Origin of the sequence: Pseudomonas sp. 2848, assembly GCF_003253945.1 — a bacterium.
GTDB lineage: Bacteria > Pseudomonadota > Gammaproteobacteria > Pseudomonadales > Pseudomonadaceae > Aquipseudomonas.
This window is the reverse complement of record NZ_QKZD01000012.1, coordinates 13,089-31,801: the sequence shown is the minus strand read 5'-3', so window position 1 is coordinate 31,801 and position 18,713 is coordinate 13,089. Positions and strand designations below refer to the sequence as shown.

Sequence of the window (18,713 nt, the reverse complement as noted above, 5' to 3'; positions counted from 1 at the left end):
CGCGTTGATGCGCCACGCGTTTTCCTCACTCTCGAACAGCGTGTCGAGGGTCCAGCCCAGCACCTCGCCCGGGGTGGCTTTCCACCACCAGGCAAGGTCATAGGCCAGCTCGGTCAGGCCGCCGACTGCTTCGAATCTTGGGGCATGAAAAAACCGACGATGATCCAGGCTAGAGTGTTCAGGTCCGACAGCTCCAGCTGGTTGACCGAGCTGGCCGGGATCGCGGCGCACACAGCGATGTACTTCGCCGCCGCTTCAAGGTCGACCACCGGGTAACCGTCGCCGCCGAGGTTGTACGGCAGCACCTTGATTGCCCGGCACTCCTGCACGGTCGGGCGGCGCAGATTCAGTTCCTTGACCTCTTCACCGTGGGCCTGGATCGGGGTTGCGAGTTCGTGGGTTGCGGTAGTCATTACTGCCAGTCTCCTTGGATGCCTTCGAATTTGAGCGAGACCTTGGCGTCATCGCCGGTCACTTTGGTTTCGTCCACCAGGTACGCGCCGCTCAGCACGTACACCGAGCCGTCGGCCAGCTCGGCGGTGACGGTCATGCCGATCCCGTTGGCCAGCTTGGCCCGGGGAAAGTTGGCGGTTTTCACCGCATCGACCACCACGTAGGGGATCAGGTCTTCTTCCTTGAAGAATCCCCGCGTGATGGTTTCGCGCTTCTTGTCCGACAGCGGGCATTCCACGCCGCCGGTGATCACCAGCTGATCGCCGTCGACCTTGATAAAACAGGTGCCCGCGACTTTCTGACCCATAAAGGGCACTCCCATAAAAAAGCCCGCACTGGGCGGGCTGGGGTTGAACGATGAGGGTTACGCCGCGTCCGGGTACTGCAGGCGGAACTGGTACAGCAGCGCGAACACGCGCAGCTGGTTCACCAGGTCCGGCGGGAACAGCACACTCAGGCGGTTCGGGTTCTTCGGATCGCGCTCGACGATCAGGTACTGATTGAACGCCTCGGCGTTCTCCACGATGCCCTCACGCTCCAGCGCGCCATAGGCGGCGATCAGCTCGCCGCGAATCACCTTCGGCGTGACGATGGCCTGGCCAGGGCCGAAGCGCGTCCCGTCATTGGCCAGCTTGTGACGGCCGTACTTGCTTGTGATGATGCTGCGCAAGTAGCGGATCACGTGGGCCGACTGGTGGAGCGTCTCGCTGTCCAGGTAGGAATCATCGGGTTGGCCGTAGGCGTTACGCTGGTAGGTCGTAACAGCCCGCTCGATGCGGTAGCTGCCGCCGCTGTAGACGGCGGTGGCCACCCCGCTGGTCAGCAGCGATTGCCGCTCGGTCAGGGTGAAGCGGTCACTGGCCTGCGCCGGGTCGATGCCCGTCAACGCGCCGGTCTGCGTCGGTCGCGCCGGGTCGGCGCTGATGAACACGGCGGTACGTGCCGCCCAGGCCGCCGCCACTTCCCACGCCGGCTGCGGCACGCCGCGCTCGAAGCCATGCACGGAGACATGCGGATCGTTACGCGTCCGCCCGGCGGCGACTAGCTGGCCCAACGTGCCGCGCTGCGCGCTGTACACATGGCCGTAGAGCTGCTTCGCCCAGGACCAGCGGCCGGCGCTGTCGTCCATGGCGGTTCTCCAGGCACCCAGCGTGTCGGCATCGGTCCAGGGCTGGGCGATGAACTCGAATTCTTCGTCGCCCAGTGCAGCCAGCGCCGCCGATACAGCAGGGGTGCCGGCGCCGTTGGTCATGGCCGTGGCCACCACCGTCAGGCCGGCCGGCGTGGTTTCGCCATTGGCGCGCCCCAGGCGGTTCAGCTGCACTTGGATATCGTTGCCCAGCTCGCCCTTGAACTTGGCCTGCAGGGTGACCACGCCGGCGGCGGCCGTGGCCGTCACCGGCAGGTCAATGGCGGCATTGATGGCCGCCGCCAAGCTGGCCGCCACGGCTTCAGCCGAGGCACCGACCACGGCGTCGGCGCGCACGCGCTGGCCAGCCACGTACAGATTGACCAGGCCGGCCGTAGCGACGCTGCCCGTTACGGTAACGGTGGCCGTCGCAGCCGCGCCGGTGGCCACCTTGAGCGGCAGGCACCAGACCTCGCCAGCCACGTCAATGGCCCGCCAGCGGGCATGCATGGCGGCCAGCATCGAGCCGGTGCCGCCAATGTCCTTGGCGTCGCTGGTCTTTGACACCAGCACCAGGCGGCCGATTTCCTCGCTCTCGGCATCGTCGTTGACCTGGCCGACGATCAGCCGGCGCAGGCTGGAACCGCCGCTGTTGGCCATGGAGTTGTCGACTTCGGCATAGAACAGCGGCACGCGAATGTCGCTCGGGATGTTGCTGAAACTGACGCTCATCGCGCTTTGCTCCCCCGGGTGGTGGTCTTCTGTTCCAGGGCGTCGCCGGCGATGATGCGGCGCTCCCAATAGGCGTCACGGGGCACCGCGGCGCCCTCTGCAGGCAGGTACTGGCCCGGCTGGCTTGGCATCGGGCAATCGCGCCCCGGGGCCGGTTTGAGGTGAATGGTGGTCATGGGTTCAAGTCCTCGCGGGTAATGAACTCGACCCGCCCGTCTGGCCCGGGGGCGTTGACGTTGGGGTCTTTCAGGGGGTTGAGGAAGTCGAGACGGGTGTCGATGCCTTCCAGGGCCGGCAGGCCGGCCAGCTGCCATTCCTGCCAGGTCTGCGGCTTGCCCTCGCCGGTTTGCTCCCAGCGGCCGAGCTGGAAATCGGCATAGAACCGATAGCGGTAGACCATGCGGTCGCGGTCGAGCAGCAGCAGCTGACCACCGTCGTACAGCAGCGGCCCCGATTCGTCGTCCGGCTCGAAGCCCACCAGGGCGCGCCACAGCTGGGCGCGCACGTCGTGCAGCACGTCGGCTACAGACTGCCCGCGTTCATCGTCGGTCGGCAGCACGACACACACGTCGATGACGTCGCGCACGGCCTGGGTGTAAACGTTCTGCGCTTGCGGCTCGTCGGCCGAGTCGCCAACCGCGATCACGTAGGCCGCAGGCGGGGGCATCTTGGCGCTGTCGGCGGTCGGGTCCCAATCCAGACCGCCGGCCACGCGCCCTTCGAAACCAGGCGCATAGGCGCGCAGCTGCTCGATCACAGGCGTGATTTTCATGTCAGGTACTCAGTTGAGCAGCGCGGCGGCAAAGGCCTGCTGCAGGATGCGTTGCACCTCGGCGCGGCTGTCGGTCAGTGCATCGGTCATGTAGTTGTCGCGGGGCCTGATCCGCCACCCGCCGCCCGTCTTGCGGCGAACGCCGTAGTGCAGGTAAGCCGGGTAATACTCCTTCATGCTCGCGGTCTTGTTGGGCGCAACCCGCACCAAAAAGCCCGACCTGGACAGCTTGAAGTTGATCGACTCGGTGGTGGCCCCGGTCCGGTTGACGGGGTAGCCCTCCTGGCCACCGCCGAGCGCTAGATTCATCTGCGCTCGGCCGGCGATCAGCTGGCCAACCTTGCGCATGCCGGCGCGGATCTTCCGCTTATTGAAGGCCTCTTGGTCGAACTTGTCGAAGCCCTCGACATGCAAATAGCCGTCAATCGAAACGGAGTTGGCCACGACCACCTCCCGCCGGCACATTCACCGCCTGCAGTTCCTCGACCTCGATCACCGACCACACTTGCCGCCCACGCATCCCGGTAGCCCGCTTGACGCGGAACACCCGGCCACCGGCGACCAGCTCATGCCGGGTGTCCAGGTCACGCACGAACCGACAGTAGATCCGATGCGTGATGGTCGTACCGGTCTGCACCGACCCGGTGTAGGTGGCCGTGCCTAACGGCTCGATCTTGCACCAGCGTTTGGCCACCGGCTCGTAATTTGACTCAAGGCTTGCAGAGCCTCTTGGCGTGTCGTTGCGGATGCGTACCACCGCCCGGGTGCGCAGTTCGCCCGCTTCCGGCTCCCTCACAGCGCGAACCAGCGATAAGGCTGCACCAGGGCGTCATAAGCCAACGGCATCGCCTTGGTGCCGTTGCTGGTCGACTCGGTGACCGGCTCGCGGTTGCGGTGCCAGTGGGCGACCAACAGCAGCATGGCCAGTTCCACGTCATCCGTTACGGGTAACGCGTTCTCCGAAGCATCGAGCGGCAACAGCCCACGCAGGTAGGCTTCATCGCCGGTCGCGTCTGCCGGCGCGTCGGCCGGCAGCGTGACCCAGTACAACCGCCGGCCGCTGTCCTTCTCGACCTGTCGACGCGCTGCGCGGGCGTAGGCCTGCAGCAGCGTGTCTTCCTCGGTTTCGTCCAGCTCCAGCTTGCAATGGCTCTTGATCTGTTCAAGCGTCAGCATGGACAGCCCTCCCGTTAGGCAGCAGTCTTGCCCACCAGGTGCTTGATGGCGGCCGTGTCCTGCAGCACCAAGCCAAAGCGCACGAACGCCAGGAAGCCGACCTGGCCATACTCGGCGTAACGCTCCACCAGGCGCTTGAGGGTCAGGCTACGCACCGCGCGCAGCACCAGTTCGTTGAAGTCGCCGGCATACATGAATTTCTTACCGGCGCCGATATCGGCGATGGCCTGATCGATCACGTACTGATGCTTGAGGATGGTGGCCGGACGGTCGCTGTCGATGCCGGGCAGCCACAGCGGGCGATTGTTGGCGTCCACCATCTCTTCCATCGCCTGCAGCGTCTTGTCGTTGAACGCCAAGCGGAACTTGGCGGCCGCACGATACGCCGGGTCAATGGAGTGAATCAGGCTGTTGACCTCCTGCCAGGTGAAGGCGGTGGCCTTGGCCGTCATCGCACCTTGAGGGGTCGAGTATTCCAGGCCCTTCGGCTGCGCCGGCGCATCGGCGGTTTCGCCGGCGCCGGTGCCCTGGACGATCAGGCGGTTACGGGTGCGCGACACGCGCTTACCTATACGGCCGGCCAGAAAGGCTTCCATGTCGATGCCCGAGTCCTGCAGCAGCTGTTCAGAGACGCGGATGATCTTCGAGCTGATGGTGTGCGACCCGAGGGTGCCCATGCCGAACTCAACGTCCTTTTCGCCGGCGGCCTTGTTCTCGCCGATCAGCTCGCCTTCTTCCTCGCCGCCGTTGCTGGTGGCCCAGGCAATCGGAGCGCCATTGTCGGTCTGCAGCAGCTGGCACACCGAAGCGATACCGCCATAAGTCACCAGCGATTCGATCACCCGCGCCTGCAGGGTGGTTGGCACGGTGAAACCGCCCGCCTCGTTCGGATTGGTACCTTGGGCGCGCATCTGCAGGACCATGGAACGCTGTTCAGCGCTCAGGCCCTCCATGCCGCCGCGTACCCAGTTGTCCCAGGCGCTGCGCTGCTCGGTGTCGGCTTCGTTCTGCGGCGCGTTGTTCGGGCGGTCACGGTCCAAGCCTTCAACGAAACTTTGATCCTGGGCGCGCAGTTCTTCTTCGCGCTCGATCTTCTCCTTGAGTGCCTTGAGGTCGGTTTTCATGCCTTCCCACTTGGCGCGGACTTCGCCGGTCCAACCGTCGTCCGGGGTGGTGTCATGCAGCGAGCGCATTTCGGCCGACAGCTTGTTATAGGCTTCTTTCAGTTGTTGCAGGGTCATAGCTCCCCCTTGGGATCACAGTTCAGTTAGGTCAAGCAGGCGCTCGCGGGCCTCGCGCTCGAAATGTGCGCGAGCTTCGTCGCCTTCGGTTTGCGCCTGCTTCCAGGCAGTCAGGGAGCGCTGGGCAGCGCTGGAGTCGGGGTAAGCCGGGAACGCCACCGGCCCTACGTCGCGTAGCTCGGCGATCTTGAAGATGGTGCGGACGATCAGGCCGTCTTTCTCTTCGTGCCAGGTGTCGCCACCCTTGGCCACGCGCATGGCGAAGCTGCTGCCGCTCATGTCGCCACGGCGCAACGGCTCGACCACCAGGTCGCGGATGGTCTGCGTGTTGGGCGTGTCGATTTCGTACGACAGGCCGCGCTCATCCACGGTCAGACGCAACGTGCCGCTGGCCGTGCGGCCCAGCAGATAGGTCGGGTCATGGTTGAACAGCGCCCGGGTGTCCTGATTCAGCACGTCATCGAACGCGCCCGGGGCGATGATCTCCACGAAGGTGCCGCCCAGCAGGTCGCTACGCTGGTTGAAGACAGCGGCATAGCCGGCGATCTTCGGCGCGCTCCCCTGCTCATCCGGCTGGACAGCACGAAGCTCGCAGTGCTGCGCCTGCAGCATGCGTTGTTCAAATTCACTCATGGGTTATTCCTGCTTCGTTACGGGTAACGGCTTGCCGTCGGCGCCGAGCAACTGCGTGTTGACGTTGAGCAACATCGAGTCGAGGCCTTCCAGCTGGTTGAGGTCTTCCAGCACGCGCACTTCGTTGCGGCTCATCCAGCCGTCTTGAATGGCGATGCGGTAGAACTCGGCGCGCTCTTTCGGGGTACCGCGCAACAGGCCGGCCAGGTTGAACTTGACGTAGTAGCCGGCCATGCGCTCGGCGCGGGTGAAGACGCGGCGGTTAACTTCTTCCTCCCAGTTCTTCACCCACGGCATGACCGTGTGCCGCACGAACTGGATGGCCTGTTCGCTGATGTTGGAAAACGTGGCCTTTTCCAGGTCGTTGATCATGTGCGCCGGCACGTTGAAGATGCTGGCAATCTCGCTACGGGTCAGCTTGCGAGTCTCGAGAAATTGCGCATCCTCGGGGGCGATGGTCAGCGCCTTGTAATCGAGGTCAGCGGGCAACAGCAGCGTCTTGTTGTCCGAACGCTTGAGCCGTTCCACGGCGGCGCGCCAGACCGTTTTCAGGCGCTCCCAGCTGGTGTTATCCAGCTTCCCGTCCTTGACGGTGACCAGGCCCGTAGGCCGGCCGCCGCCCTCGAAAAACTCCTTGCCGTAGCGCACCGTGGCCATGCCCAGGCCGATGGTGTCGGCGTTCTGCCGGATGGGGCTGATGCCCATGCGCCGGTGCGAGCCGATGGCGCGCAGGTGAATCATGTCCTCGGGCGACACCGCCAGCGGCGCGCCGTCTTCGTCCTGGGTCGAGTACACCCAGCGATTGCCGTTCTTCACCAGATCGGTGTGTTGCGGCTCGTGCATTTCCAGCGACAGCAATTCACCGCGGCGACTGCGCACCGTGCGCGTGTAGCCATTGCCCCAGCCGAGCACATGGGCCTGCTTGGTTTCTCGCCAGCGGTAGGAGGTCTGCCAGGTGTTCGGCTCATCGTGCAGCAGGTAATGGGCCGGGTGGTCGGTGGCCACCTCGATCCGCCCGTTGACCTTGCGCAGCACGCTCAGCGGCAGCTGGGCCATGGAGCTGGACAGCACGTAGATACACGCATACACCGCCGTCAGACGCATGGCCGAAGCCGGACTGACGCTGATCCCCTGCCCTTCAAACAGGTATTCGGTCAGCTCCTTGCTGTTCATCGGCGTGCTGGGCGCCTCCAGGCTGCTGCGCTGCTCGAACATCGCGCCCAGGATCATCGCCACACCGCCTTGGCGGCGCCGGCCACCATCAGGCCGCCACCGACCATCAGGGCCACTCCCGCCCCGAACTGGACGTAGAGGCCCGCGACGAACAGGCAAAAGCCTGCCGTCCCGATAGATTCAGGAAGCCATTTCATCGTAGGGGCTCACATAGCTAATAGGTCGTCTTCGGTCAGGCTGGCCAACAGCCCTTCCGGCTCAAATTCGCTAACCATGGCGCGGTTCATCGCCATCAGCGCGGCGACAATGCCGTCGATTTTGCGCATGTCGGTCTTGCCTTCGTCGGCCTTCATCGGCGTGATGCAGCCCTTGAACGGACGCACCACGACGTTTCCGGCCTGCCAGGCCAATACCGGGTCGCTGCAGTGGCGCACGCGACCGGACAGCAGCGCCGCTTCCAGCTCGCGCATGGGCAGGTTCATGCTGGCCACGCCGCCACCCATTTCGACTACCTCGGCGCCGTCCTTTTGCAGCTGGTGGGCCAGCTGGGTGGCGCGCCATTTGTCGTAGGCCACTTCCTGAACGTCGAACATGCCGGCGAATTCGCCCACCATGTCGCGCACCAGGTCGAAGTCCATTTCTTCGCCGTCGCAGATTTCCAGCAACCCGGCGTTGGCCCAGGCCTCGTAAGCTGCCTTGTTGGGGCCGCCTCGCTCTATCGCGCCTTCGGGCAAGAACGACTTGCAGAAGATGGTCCAGCGGTTGACCCACTTGCCGCTCCCCGGGAGCAGCTCCACCTTGTCCAAGAACACCAGCGACACCGCGCAGATATCCGATTTACTGGCCAGGTCAATGCCGATCCAACAGCGCTGGCCCAGAAACTGGTCCAGGGTCAGCGTGGGGTCGCCGCACGCCTCCCAGTCAGCCATGTTCAGCCAGGCTTCTTTGGCGCTGACCCAGATGTTGAGGTGCTTGGTCTTGAACGCGTTTTGCCGTGACGGGTAACGCGTTGCGTCGGCTTGGCGTTTCAGTAGGTACTCAGCCCCGACCGAGACGCCATAGTTGGGGTTGGCCTTGCGCAGGACCGCCGGGTCTTTCCAGTCGTCGTCCTCGTCAATCGTGTAGATGATCCCGAACAACTCGTCGTTCGGTACCGTCCCTTCCAGCTTGTCGATCACTTGGGCGCGCTGCAGGTAGCACGGCCCGGCGATGTTGTAGCCCGCCGTGGTGATGGCGAACATCATCGGCTGATCACGGGCGCCCATGCCGGTCAGCATGGTTTCGTAGAGCGCGGCCGAGGTGTGTTCGTGGAACTCGTCCACGATGGCGCAGCTCGGTGACTGGCCGTCGCCGGGGTCGCCGATCAAGGGTTCGAACTTGCTTTCGTCGCCGATCACCGACAGGTTTTTCGCCGCGACCTGGATGCCGAAGGCCTCGACCAGCTCGGGGGTGCGTCGCACCATCTGCCGCGCCGGCTTGAACACCTCCCAGGCCTGCCGCTCGGTGGTCGCACCGCAATACACCTCGGCGCCGAATTCACCATCCATCACCAGCATGTACAGGCCGACGCCGGCGGCCAGCACGCTCTTGCCGTTCTTGCGCGGCACCTCGATGTAAACCTCGCGGTACCGCCGGCGGCGGGTCTTCTTATCGACCCAACCGAAGATGCTGCAGAAGATGAACAGCTGCCACGGCTCAAGCTTGATCAGCTCACGCAGCGCCGCCCATTTGCCCTTGGCATGCGGCAGCAGCTGGATGAACACCGCCACCTGCTCGGCGGTGTCGCGGTCGAAGGTCCAGCGAAAATTGCGCTTCTTCGACTTGGCCAGGTCATCCAGGTGAAGCTGGCAGGCACGACGCACGTACTTGCATGCCGGGATCTTGCCGGCCACCACGTCGCGGGCGTACTTGTTCGCCGCGTTTACGTTCGGGTAGCTGGCCATGTCCTAACTCACTTCGAGGCCCGCCCTCCTTTGAGCACGATGAACGGGTTTTCTGGTTTCTCCGGCCCGCCACTGCCCATCAGGCGCGCACGACTGGCCGGGTCCAGCCCGAGGGCTGCCCCGAAGCTGGCCACTTGGCGTAGCGCCTCGTTGATCACAGTGCAGGCGGGGTTCTTCTTGAGCACGCCCTTGGCGTCCACGACGGTGATGCCCTTGCTGGCCACTTCTTCCTCGGCCAGCCGCCACCGCTCGTACGCGGCGCAGAAGACCGCCAGGTTGTGGGTATCGGTGCGGGTCATGATCCCGGTCTGGGTCAACCAAGGGGCGATGGTTCCCCACATTTCAACGGCCCATTCCCCCAGCCACTCCGGGGCGTCTGGTATTTCCGCCAGCGGCGCCGGCGCGGGGCCGTCCTTCTTGAGTTTTCGCTTGCCGGGGTTGCCCTGCAGCAGCTTGAGGGCGGTAGGTTTCGCGGGTCGCCCCATCGTTCAGGCCTCCCGATTTTCTGGAATGCGATTTTTTTTAATTTCGCGGGTGTGTGAAAAAGGCTGGGCGATCGGTGGAGAGAGACGAAAGCTGTAGAGATTTTGCCCCGCCCCCTTACTTGGCCAAATTTCGACCACTTTTCGCTAATTTTGTCCGCAGATTCTCGCCATCGATTAAGGCAGCCAGATGCATGAACGGACGCTCTGGCACTCCGTCAGCGGCATGCATGTATGCGTCAATTGCTGCCACTAGCTCATGTAGAACACGCGAAATCAGCTCTGGAATTCCAAGCTTATGAATGTTTTTCCAGCAGTACAGCGCTCGATCCAGGTGCCAGTCACCATGGCAGATCAGCTCGGTACTTCGGCTGCGCTTGATCGCTCTTTCGCGCAAACGCATTGCCTCACGCGCCAGGCGGACGGCCTGACCGCGCCCGTGCCGACTCTGCCGCCGTTTTGAACTTGTGGCAGTTTTCATTGATGGCAAACAGGTTGGATGGGTCATTCGTTCCCCCTTCAAACTTCGGTATGCGATGGTCAACCTCTGTTGCCGGCAGTCGGCGACCATTGCAGTCATGGCACTGGCACAGATAGCGATCTCGTTTGAGTACTGCCTTGGCAAGCTTGCGCCATGCCCAGTCATAGCCACGCTGCTCAGCAGTGCCACGGCGCGGGTTGTTCCAACCGATTGCGAGCGAGGCATGCGCACTACAGTAACCATGGCGATCACTGGTTTTACTGGAGCATATTGGCACTCGACAGGGACGTTTAGCCTTGGGCGGCATACTCAGCCCTCCACTTTCTTACCCATGAATCGGTCGGAGTACTCACGGAGCTTCTCAACCCCCATGAAACCGACCATACAGCCCGCAAAGACAGACAGGTTGGGAGGGAGGGCAAAGTACTCCAGAACGGGCAGCAAGCTGATTGCGATGAGGCCGCAAATGGCGCCCTCAAGAACCACCTTACGACCACGACCGCCGCCGTAGACAACACGACACATGGCAACGGCAGCGGCGATACCGCCGGTGGCCAGCTGCGGCTGATGTGCAATCAACCACGCGACCATAGCGGCCCACAGGCCAGGATCCTTCTCAGGCATGTTCGGCATCTCGATTCCTCCCGTTGCAGGGAGCGCAAATAAAAAAGCCCCGGCAATTGCCAGGGCTTATGTTTACAGCAGATTTTCTACAGAGGGACCAACGAGCCAATTTCGAACTCGCGTTGCACCTCTTTTTTCCCATTAATCCACTTGCAGCCAACCAGATCATGACGAATGTTCGACGGGGTTCGGCTCATGCTGCCACCGAAACCGACAACCACACTGAAGTCTTTGGGGCCGCAGCGATCAACCAACATACGAGGCCCTCCGGAAGACAACTGAACCGCATCGCCTTCCTGCGAGACGTAGAGATCAGTAGACCTCACATACTCGATATCAGTCTTTTTGATAACTTTCGAATGCAAGTCAGCCTTGTCAAACCACTTACACTCCACATGGGCATCGCTCAGGGTCTGCTGCGAAACCATCCGCCCCGTCACCCCAAACGCACCGCCAACAGGAACCGGCCCAGCATCGACGACAGTCATCAGTCGTCCGTCCAGCTTGTAGCGCACTACATCGCCCAGCTTCAACACTTCGCTCATCTTGAGCCTCCTTATCACCCATACTGAATGTATGGGCTTAAATGGCGATTTCAAGGCATGCTCTCGAGCGAATGCGACAAAAAAACCCGGCTTGGCGGCCGGGTTTCTGTATAATTTTTCGCCATAGGCGAAATTATGACGATGGCTAAATAATGCCAGAACACTCCTCAAAACGTCAAGCGGCCATTTCGTCCCGCTCACGGAACCGTTGAACGACCGCTGCGACGGGCTTTAAGGCTTGCTTATCAAGCTTGTCGACATGGGAGCAAAGAGCATCCCAAATGCCTTGCCAGTCCCTGGCCCAGTTCTGCGGGTTCATCTTTTCGCCAGTGCGATCCTCGACAAACATGCAGACAGCGCCAGGCCCCATGCCTTCAGCGCCGGCAACAAACATCTTGTGCGACTGCAGAGCGGCCATGGCCATCCAGTAAGCACGCTGCTTCTTGCGTTCAGTAAGCGATTCCAGGCCGCTGCCAAGCCATACGAGACCATGAGCAACGCTGAGGTCGTTGCCGTTGGCAATGGGCGAGTACAGGAAGTTTCCCAGATGACGGAGCGACTTCGATAACGAGTCGATTGCCACCAGTATCAAGCCAGCTGTAAGCATGTGCGCGCAGCGTGCTTCAGTGAGGCGGCGGCCCGAGCGGGTTTCTTGCACGCCTTCCTTTCGAATGTCGTAGACCTTGACCACCTCTTTTCCGTCATGATTTTCCAGCATAACCATGATCTTCACGTCTCCCGGCCCACTCCTCTTGCCCAAAACTGCGGCCTCTGCCGCAACGGCCAGGGCCGATGGGCGATCTTCGTGCAATGCATCGTGCCACGCTTGGCGAGCGCTGATAATTTTCATTGTCCTTCCCCTCAATCCCCGGTGTAGTTGGTGCCGCCGGCGCCGCGGCGGTTGTTCTCGTGATACTGCCGCTCCGGCCCCTGCGAACTGCCCGCACCAAGCAGTTGCCTGGCCTTTGCAATCTCGGCCAGAGCATCCCTGAGACGACTGTTGAGCACCGGAACGATGTCGCTCGCCGCAAGAGGCTTGAGTGAGTGTCCGCAAAGCCATCCAGCCCCCAAGCAGTGCGGACAATCCATCTGATGGAACACACCAATGAAGAGTCCGCTTCCGCCGCAGGTGGCGCACTCGATGATGAACTTGAGCTCTCGCCGGAGAGATGGTCCATGGCGCCTCCCTGTCATTTCGAATCCTCGCTAGTAACAAATTCGGTAAGGTCGCTAGAAGCCTCGCCATTAGCGGGCTGCGCGCCGTTATGAGAAATCTCGGTTAAGGCCTCTGTAAGGCCGTGAATGGCACCGAAGCCAATGCCGTCTAACCAGGCGTGCCACTTCTCCAGGGCTGCCCGGCGCTGCTGCATCGCCTGGGTGTGGATGTAGGTGCTGGCGATCTTGCCCAGCGAGTGGTTCAGCAGCATCTCGCCGATGTGGCCGTCGATGCCGAGGTCGGTCCAAGTGCTGCGGGACACCTTGCGCAGGTCGTGACTGGTCCAAGCGCCCTGCCCCAACCGGGTGAAGACGGCACTGGCCTGCGTCTCGCTCAGCGGCAGCCCGCGTCGACTCGGGAACAGGTAGGCGCCCTGGTAACCCTGAGCCTGCTGAATCGCCCTGTACCGGGTCAGTAGTGCTTGCAGTTGGGCCGTCAGAGGCAAGCGGTGCTCGGTGCGAGTCTTGGTGTTCGCCGCAGGGATGAACCACTCGGCCGCCGCCAACGAGACATCAGCCCACCGCGCCATGCGGGTCTCGCCAACTCGGGTGCCGTGGGCCAACATCATCAGGGCCAGCATGGCGTCACCAGGGGTCGAGTCGAAGGCCTGGCCCAGTTGCTGCATCAGCTCGGGCAGTTGCACGTCACGCAGGCGCGCCGCCTTCGGCAGGATCTTGGCCTTGGTGAAGTCGTTAAAGCGCATCCCGGCCATGGGGTTACCATCGATCAGGCCGAGCTTGAGGGCCTGGCGGAAGGCGGTCAGCAATAGGGCGAACATCTGCCGCAGATACGAGAGCGACACATCGGCCTGAGCCGGCCACATCAGTTGTTTGTCGAGAGAGTCGGCACTCACGTCCGTCAGGGCCAGATCCGCCAGTCGCGGTTTCAGGTGCTGAGCAATGGCAGACCGTGCACCTGCCTTGCGCTTCGCCGACAACGAGCGATCGCGGGCCATCCGGTCGCCGTACCAGTCGAGCAGCTGGCCCACGGTACCCATGCCGGACGCCACGGGCGCGGTGGCCGGATCTCGCAGCAGTCGCCGACGCAGCGCGGGCAGTTCGGCAATCACCGCTGCAACGCCCAAGTCGGGCCAGCGTGCGACCGGTACCCACTTCTTGCCGCGCACCAGGTGCCAGGTGCCGCGCTCGCGAGTAATCCAGAACCGCAGGTACAGGCCAGGGTGACGAGGGTCGCGCAGGTCGCGTACGGCCTTGTCGGCAGCCTGCCGGCGGACTTCGGCCTCGCTGAACTTCACTTCCCGGGTCGCACTCATGCGGTCAGCACCCCCTCGTTGATCAAAGAGGCCTGGGTACGCATCACGCCCTCGGCGTGGTACCGCCGAGCAGTGTCACGGTCGACATCGCGGCTACGGCCATCACAGGCGTCATGGCAGGAACTGCAGGCCCAAGCGCCCTGCATGTCGTGAGGCTTAAAACCCACACCGCAGGTGCCCGCCATACGGTAATGCGCAAGCACGGTGGTTTCTGGATTGCCGTTGCACACCCCGGGAATGCGCACTTGGCACTCCCGGCCGCGTGCGGCCTTGGTCAGCTTCGATTGCCGCATGGGCTGTCTTCTCCATGAAGGTCAATGACGGTGTAAGCGCTCGGCCACATGAGTTGGCCATGCGAGACGGCCGAAGCTTCGTCGCGATAGAGCGCAATGGGTGGATGCGAGGTACTGGAGAGCCCGAACAGGTCGGAGCGGCAGTACAGCGCGTATCGGTATTCGGTGAGGTCAGGTGCGGGAAGCTCGATCATCGGCCGAGCATCCTGGATCGGATCGCCGCCAGGGCTTCATTCCCCACTTTTGGCGTGCGCTGGCCTGGCACCTCCGCAGGGAGAGCCAGCGGCATTCTCTGGAGCGGCTCACCTGCGACCAGGCGCCGAACGGCAATCGTGTAGTTGCGCTCGAACAGCTTGGCGCTCACATCGGTAGCCAGCTTGTTCAGGTTCTCGAAACCACTTTCCTTGGCGGCGTGCCAGACCGCGTCATGGGTCCACTTGCCCTTCCCTGCCATGGCGGGATGCGCGTTACGGCACGCCTCACGGAAGGCAGCAGCCAGCGGGGGAAGACCCAGCATTTCCGGCGAAGGCTGGCACCACTCGATGAACTTCCCGGGCGCCGGGATGAACTCGCGGCCGGATTGCCGGCAGCGCATCAAACCGAACTGCAGTTGCTCCGGGGTGTTGATGCCAGCCTCGAGAAATGCAGTTAGCCACTGCTGTTTGGCCGCCTTGTACGTCGCCTCATCCGGCCATGCCTGCTTCCAGGCGCTGCAGATCGTGCGCAGATCACGGAACAGGTCGTTGATCACCCCCGCAGTTTTGCGATTGAGCTCGGCCTTCACGTCGGCAGGCAGCGAGTAATCCGAGGGCACGTATTGGCCAGCCTGGACCTTTGCCCACAAGCCATGGGCCACGGTTGCAACCTGATTCATTGGCCGCCCCCTTCCCCGATCCACGATGTGTCATCGTCATCAAAGCTGGAGCGCTGCGATCCGCCAGTGCGAACAACAGGCAAGCGGGCAGCACGGGCGAGATCGGATTTGACCCAGCTGACCAGAGCGGCCAGCCACTGCTTTTCGGTTTGGGCCAAGCCCTTGGCATCGTGGTGAAGCACAAAGCCGGATATGGCAACCGCGTTGAACTGATCCAGGGTCAGACCTGCCCGACGGGCGTAGGCTTTCAGCAGTTCCGGATTCGGTTCCCAGTCAAGGGACATTGCGAACGGCTCGCGCTGAGAGAGAGTAGATTGGTTCAATGACGGATTGGGTGCAGCTCCTGCACCCCGTTCGGTCGTGAGCTGCACCCCGTTCTGCTGTGAGCTGCACCCCGTGGCTTGAGCTGCACCCCGTTCGGAACGAGGTGCACTAGTTTCACCCCGTTTGATTTGAAGGTCGTACACAACCGGACGACGGTCACGTCGATCAATGTGGGCGGCCGCAATGGCTTGGTTGCCTTCCACTATCAGGCCTGCTTTTGCCAGCTCGCCAAGTTTGGTGCGTACGGTACGCTCGGACAGTCCAGTGTGTTCGGCGAGAGTAGCGGCAGACGGAAATGCGCCCCTACCGCTAACACCGGCATAGTTCGCGAGACAAAGCAGCACATGCCTCGCCGGCGCATCTTTGAGCACGGATGTAGGTAGCTCCATCGCCCACGCCATAGCTTGGACGCTCACATCAACCCCCAAGTACGTAGTTGATTCGAGATAAGTGGAGCTGCAGGCGCAGAGTTGCCTGCACCAAAATTAGGATGCATACTTGTCCCCGTTTGAAGCTGTTTAAGAAGCCGGGCTGCCACCCGGTTTTTTTTATGCCTGCGATTCGGGTACTGGATGAATCAGCAGGTGTGTTGGTCATCTAGTGACTCATGACCCGACAACGCAAAATTCCCTTGTCAGGCCACCAGCTCAGGCCAAATCACATGCCAGTCACTGGGGCGGAGCTGTCGCCTAGTCACCGCTCCAGCACTAGCTAGCTCGGTCTTAGCAGCCATCTCTGCTGAAGCGGACTTATGTCCATAAGCAACCAGCCTCAGGTATGCCCGAGACGTTCCTGTTTGGGCGATCTGGTCATCAGTCGCCGTTTTGAGCCACTCCAGCAGCCCGTTATTTCTGGTCCGCATGTCCGGGCCTCCATCATGGTCCGCCAAATTATTACCGACAGGTAATGATTAAACAATACCTACAGGGAATTTACCTTTTGGTAACGTTTTCAGATCATTGCTCAATGGAAATCTCAGATACCCGCCGCGACAATTTGCGGCTCCTCATGAACTCGCGCTTCGAAGGCAAGCAGGCCCGTATCGCTGACGCCCTAGGGAAAAGTGCGAACTACATTTCCCGGTGCCTCGCACGCCCTGATAGCGCAGGCGCAAAGAAGATCGGGGAAGACCTTGCCCGCGAGATCGAGGAAACCCTCGGCCTCCCTCGCTATGCGATGGATCAACCTGGGCTATCTGCTAAAGGCGTGACAGAAATTCAGGCGAATGCCGAGGTAGTCGGCTCCTTTGACGTCTGGGACGACAACACGCCGCTGGCTGACGACGAGGTCTATGTGCCGTTTCTCAAGGAAGTAGAGCTTTCCGCAGGCAGGGGCCGCACCGCAGTGGAACAGGCTAGCGGTCGTAAGCTTCGCTTCGGCAAGCTAACCCTCCGCCGGCAAGGCGTTCAGCCGAGCGATGCCGTATGTGTGACCGTAAGCGGGAACAGCATGGAGCCAGTCCTTCCAGATGGAAGCACCGTAGGAGTAGATCAAGGCAGAACCGCAGTCGTAGACGGCAAGATGTACGCCATAAATCACGGCGGCCAATTGCGCGTGAAAACGCTATACCGTCTGCCTGGTGGCGGGGTACGCCTACGTAGCTATAACCGCGACGAACACCCGGATGAGGAGTATTCGGCGGAAGAGCTTGTCTCCAAGCAGATCCTAGTGATTGGTCGAGTGTTCTGGTACTCAGTGCTTCTATAGCCCACCCCACCCCAATCGAAGCCCGCCATCGCGGGCTTTTTTTCGCCCGCCCGAAAAAAGATTACCTACAGGTATTGACCAAATATGTTACCCAAAGGTAACTTTACCTCATCGCCGGATCGACACCGGCCAGCAACGAAGGCAGCGATGAACAGGCCTCAACTGTTCAGAGGGGTGGCAACTGCCCTGGGCGTGCAGCGTAAAGCGCCAATGCAGTTTTCCAGCGGGCGAGTGCCGCGGCTGGACACAGGATTTCACTGGCTGGCCTTCGAGTTTGAGGGCCAGACGGGAAATCAACCGGAGCAGTGTCGATGAACAAAGAACAGATCTATGACAGCCAGGTCAGCCCGCTGATGCAGCAGGTGATTCAGATCGCCAGGGATAACGGCATCGCCATGATCGCTAGCTTTGCGATTGGTCACGGAGACGGCGGGCCGAATGGTGAAGATGCGACCGAGCTTACCGTGACCACCCACTTGCCAGATGGTGACGAGAAGTTTGATGAACGCTTTCGCAGATCTGCGAACACCATCCGCAATGGCACTACTTCCCTTGGAGGCGTTGCCGCAGTCATGCAAATGACAACGATCAATCCTGATGGCAGCAAGACTCTGACAGCAATCATTTAGATCGCTAGCACTATGTCAGCCTGACGTTAACTGCCCGATCACCTGGTCTTCCCCAGCACCAGGCTGCATCGGAGAGCCCTTCCCGACCCTACATCAACATGTTCAGGGAGACAGGCGGGACTGGCTCTCCAATGCAGCCCCAACGGAAGTGAATTGCAATGACAAAGTCATTCAAGCAAATGATCAAGGATGGCGATGTGCGCCGCGCAGACGCCATGAAGGTGAAACTGGAAGACCTCCATGAGGAACCCGGTTTTAACTTGCGCACTGAGGGCGATGCGCTCGAAGCAAGTATCGAAGCCCTTGCAGAGTTCATCGCCGGGGGCGGCCAGATCCCACCGCTTGAGGTGCGACCTCGCGCAGAAGGTGGCGTATGGGTAGTCGATGGCCACCGGCGCCGGCGCTCACTCCTCAAGCTCGACAACGCAGGGCGGCTGCCCCGCACACCAAGCAAAGATCCTAATCAGCCTCCAGAGGCTTGGATTGCGGTCACTGCCTTCGAAGGCAGCGATGCAGATCGAGTCGCACGGATCATCACAAGCCAGGAAAACGAAAAGCTTTCCCCTCTTGAGCTGGCCGAGGGCTACAAGCGATTGCGAGCCTTCGGGTGGACGCCCGAGCAGATCGCCAAGAAAGTCGGCAAGACCCGACAGCATGTCGAGCAGGTGCTCACTGTAGGCAATGCAAACACCGACGTGCAGAACCTCGTTGCAGCTGGGCATGTATCAGCGACTACAGCTGCCCAGGTTGTCCGCGAGCACGGAGACGGTGCCGGCAAGGTGCTAGGCGCCGAGCTGGAAAAAGCTCAGGCCAAAGGAAAGAAGAAGGTCACGGCGGGCACGATGAAAGGTCCGACGATCCCGAAGCCAAGGCTGATGGCCGTGCACACCGCCTCACGCAATTTGATTGCAACGCTGGATTCCATCGACGAAGACAGCGGACATCTCACTCTGCCAACCGCGCTGGTTCTTGAGCTGCGCAAAGCCCTGGAAGGCGCTCTACCGAGATAACTC

At 61.8% G+C, this 18,713-nt stretch carries 27 protein-coding genes; 3 read left to right on the top strand and 24 right to left on the bottom strand.

What is annotated here, in order from left to right; all coding sequences use genetic code 11:
- Window positions 1-113 precede the first annotated feature (113 nt).
- From DFS21_RS21680 to DFS21_RS21570, 24 genes are all read right to left on the bottom strand, one after another.
- A complete protein-coding gene (locus DFS21_RS21680; protein ID WP_104444375.1) occupies window positions 114-413 on the bottom strand; it encodes a phage tail assembly protein in 300 nt (99 codons plus the stop codon).
- Complete coding sequence (locus tag DFS21_RS21675) at window positions 413-760, bottom strand: phage tail tube protein (RefSeq protein ID WP_104444376.1); 348 nt, start codon at window positions 758-760, stop codon at window positions 413-415. Before DFS21_RS21675 ends, DFS21_RS21680 begins: the two co-directional genes overlap by 1 nt.
- A gap of 57 nt (window positions 761-817) precedes the next feature.
- Window positions 818-2,314 carry a phage tail sheath subtilisin-like domain-containing protein gene (locus tag DFS21_RS21670; RefSeq protein WP_111533081.1) on the bottom strand — a complete coding sequence of 499 codons (1,497 nt, stop codon included), beginning with the start codon at window positions 2,312-2,314 and terminating at the stop codon, window positions 818-820.
- Window positions 2,311-2,490: a DUF2635 domain-containing protein gene (locus DFS21_RS21665; protein ID WP_110698332.1), complete on the bottom strand. Its 180-nt coding sequence runs from the start codon at window positions 2,488-2,490 to the stop codon at window positions 2,311-2,313. The genes DFS21_RS21670 and DFS21_RS21665 overlap by 4 nt, the downstream gene beginning before the upstream one ends.
- On the bottom strand, window positions 2,487-3,086 hold the full coding sequence (locus tag DFS21_RS21660; RefSeq protein WP_111533080.1) for a hypothetical protein: 600 nt from the start codon (window positions 3,084-3,086) through the stop codon (window positions 2,487-2,489). The genes DFS21_RS21665 and DFS21_RS21660 overlap by 4 nt, the downstream gene beginning before the upstream one ends.
- 9 nt (window positions 3,087-3,095) lie before the next feature.
- Complete coding sequence (locus tag DFS21_RS21655; RefSeq protein ID WP_111533079.1) at window positions 3,096-3,530, bottom strand: hypothetical protein; 435 nt, start codon at window positions 3,528-3,530, stop codon at window positions 3,096-3,098.
- Complete coding sequence (locus tag DFS21_RS21650) at window positions 3,508-3,882, bottom strand: head-tail adaptor protein (RefSeq protein ID WP_158539574.1); 375 nt, start codon at window positions 3,880-3,882, stop codon at window positions 3,508-3,510. Before DFS21_RS21650 ends, DFS21_RS21655 begins: the two co-directional genes overlap by 23 nt.
- Complete coding sequence (locus tag DFS21_RS21645; protein WP_111533077.1) at window positions 3,879-4,262, bottom strand: head-tail connector protein; 384 nt, start codon at window positions 4,260-4,262, stop codon at window positions 3,879-3,881. The genes DFS21_RS21650 and DFS21_RS21645 overlap by 4 nt, the downstream gene beginning before the upstream one ends.
- A 14-nt stretch (window positions 4,263-4,276) precedes the next feature.
- On the bottom strand, window positions 4,277-5,503 hold the full coding sequence (locus DFS21_RS21640) for a phage major capsid protein (RefSeq protein ID WP_111533076.1): 1,227 nt from the start codon (window positions 5,501-5,503) through the stop codon (window positions 4,277-4,279).
- 15 nt (window positions 5,504-5,518) lie between these two features.
- A complete protein-coding gene (locus DFS21_RS21635; protein WP_111533075.1) occupies window positions 5,519-6,136 on the bottom strand; it encodes an HK97 family phage prohead protease in 618 nt (205 codons plus the stop codon).
- A 3-nt stretch (window positions 6,137-6,139) separates the two neighbouring features.
- Window positions 6,140-7,366: a phage portal protein gene (locus DFS21_RS21630; RefSeq protein WP_111533074.1), complete on the bottom strand. Its 1,227-nt coding sequence runs from the start codon at window positions 7,364-7,366 to the stop codon at window positions 6,140-6,142.
- Window positions 7,363-7,506, bottom strand: a complete 144-nt coding sequence (locus DFS21_RS26785; RefSeq protein ID WP_178082049.1) for a hypothetical protein — start codon at window positions 7,504-7,506, stop codon at window positions 7,363-7,365. Before DFS21_RS26785 ends, DFS21_RS21630 begins: the two co-directional genes overlap by 4 nt.
- Before the next feature lie 9 nt (window positions 7,507-7,515).
- A complete protein-coding gene (locus DFS21_RS21625) occupies window positions 7,516-9,252 on the bottom strand; it encodes a terminase large subunit (protein WP_111533073.1) in 1,737 nt (578 codons plus the stop codon).
- 8 nt (window positions 9,253-9,260) lie between these two features.
- On the bottom strand, window positions 9,261-9,737 hold the full coding sequence (locus tag DFS21_RS21620; RefSeq protein ID WP_111533072.1) for a phage terminase small subunit P27 family: 477 nt from the start codon (window positions 9,735-9,737) through the stop codon (window positions 9,261-9,263).
- A gap of 115 nt (window positions 9,738-9,852) precedes the next feature.
- On the bottom strand, window positions 9,853-10,242 hold the full coding sequence (locus tag DFS21_RS26565; RefSeq protein ID WP_178082048.1) for a hypothetical protein: 390 nt from the start codon (window positions 10,240-10,242) through the stop codon (window positions 9,853-9,855).
- The gene (locus DFS21_RS27405; protein WP_111533071.1) at window positions 10,142-10,522 is read right to left on the bottom strand and encodes an HNH endonuclease; all 381 of its coding nucleotides are present in this window, start codon (window positions 10,520-10,522) and stop codon (window positions 10,142-10,144) included. The genes DFS21_RS26565 and DFS21_RS27405 overlap by 101 nt, the downstream gene beginning before the upstream one ends.
- Window positions 10,523-10,524: 2 nt before the next feature.
- Window positions 10,525-10,839 carry a phage holin, lambda family gene (locus DFS21_RS21610; RefSeq protein WP_371926910.1) on the bottom strand — a complete coding sequence of 105 codons (315 nt, stop codon included), beginning with the start codon at window positions 10,837-10,839 and terminating at the stop codon, window positions 10,525-10,527.
- An 86-nt stretch (window positions 10,840-10,925) separates the two neighbouring features.
- On the bottom strand, window positions 10,926-11,384 hold the full coding sequence (locus tag DFS21_RS21605; RefSeq protein ID WP_111533069.1) for a DUF2158 domain-containing protein: 459 nt from the start codon (window positions 11,382-11,384) through the stop codon (window positions 10,926-10,928).
- A 175-nt stretch (window positions 11,385-11,559) separates the two neighbouring features.
- Window positions 11,560-12,234 carry a hypothetical protein gene (locus tag DFS21_RS21600; RefSeq protein WP_111533068.1) on the bottom strand — a complete coding sequence of 225 codons (675 nt, stop codon included), beginning with the start codon at window positions 12,232-12,234 and terminating at the stop codon, window positions 11,560-11,562.
- Window positions 12,235-12,574: 340 nt separating this feature from the next.
- Window positions 12,575-13,873, bottom strand: coding sequence for a site-specific integrase (locus DFS21_RS21590; RefSeq protein ID WP_111533066.1), 1,299 nt, complete (start codon window positions 13,871-13,873; stop codon window positions 12,575-12,577).
- Window positions 13,870-14,166, bottom strand: coding sequence for a DUF1364 domain-containing protein (locus tag DFS21_RS21585; RefSeq protein WP_111533065.1), 297 nt, complete (start codon window positions 14,164-14,166; stop codon window positions 13,870-13,872). Before DFS21_RS21585 ends, DFS21_RS21590 begins: the two co-directional genes overlap by 4 nt.
- A complete protein-coding gene (locus DFS21_RS21580) occupies window positions 14,148-14,360 on the bottom strand; it encodes a hypothetical protein (protein ID WP_111533064.1) in 213 nt (70 codons plus the stop codon). The genes DFS21_RS21585 and DFS21_RS21580 overlap by 19 nt, the downstream gene beginning before the upstream one ends.
- Window positions 14,357-15,040 carry a replication protein P gene (locus tag DFS21_RS21575; protein WP_111533063.1) on the bottom strand — a complete coding sequence of 228 codons (684 nt, stop codon included), beginning with the start codon at window positions 15,038-15,040 and terminating at the stop codon, window positions 14,357-14,359. The genes DFS21_RS21580 and DFS21_RS21575 overlap by 4 nt, the downstream gene beginning before the upstream one ends.
- Window positions 15,037-15,735 carry a DnaT-like ssDNA-binding domain-containing protein gene (locus DFS21_RS21570; protein ID WP_371926909.1) on the bottom strand — a complete coding sequence of 233 codons (699 nt, stop codon included), beginning with the start codon at window positions 15,733-15,735 and terminating at the stop codon, window positions 15,037-15,039. The genes DFS21_RS21575 and DFS21_RS21570 overlap by 4 nt, the downstream gene beginning before the upstream one ends.
- A 637-nt stretch (window positions 15,736-16,372) precedes the next feature.
- Between DFS21_RS21570 and DFS21_RS27120 the strand changes: the two genes are divergently transcribed.
- The 3 genes from DFS21_RS27120 to DFS21_RS21550 all read left to right on the top strand — a co-directional run bounded on the left by DFS21_RS27120 (window position 16,373) and on the right by DFS21_RS21550 (window position 18,710).
- Entirely contained in the window at window positions 16,373-17,071 is a 699-nt protein-coding gene (locus tag DFS21_RS27120; protein ID WP_104445283.1) for a helix-turn-helix transcriptional regulator, read from the top strand.
- Between the two features lie 311 nt (window positions 17,072-17,382).
- Window positions 17,383-17,700 (top strand): hypothetical protein, encoded by a 318-nt coding sequence (locus tag DFS21_RS21555; protein ID WP_111533060.1) that lies wholly within the window; start codon window positions 17,383-17,385, stop codon window positions 17,698-17,700.
- A 158-nt stretch (window positions 17,701-17,858) separates the two neighbouring features.
- Entirely contained in the window at window positions 17,859-18,710 is an 852-nt protein-coding gene (locus DFS21_RS21550) for a ParB N-terminal domain-containing protein (protein ID WP_111533059.1), read from the top strand.
- Window positions 18,711-18,713: the final 3 nt, after the last annotated feature.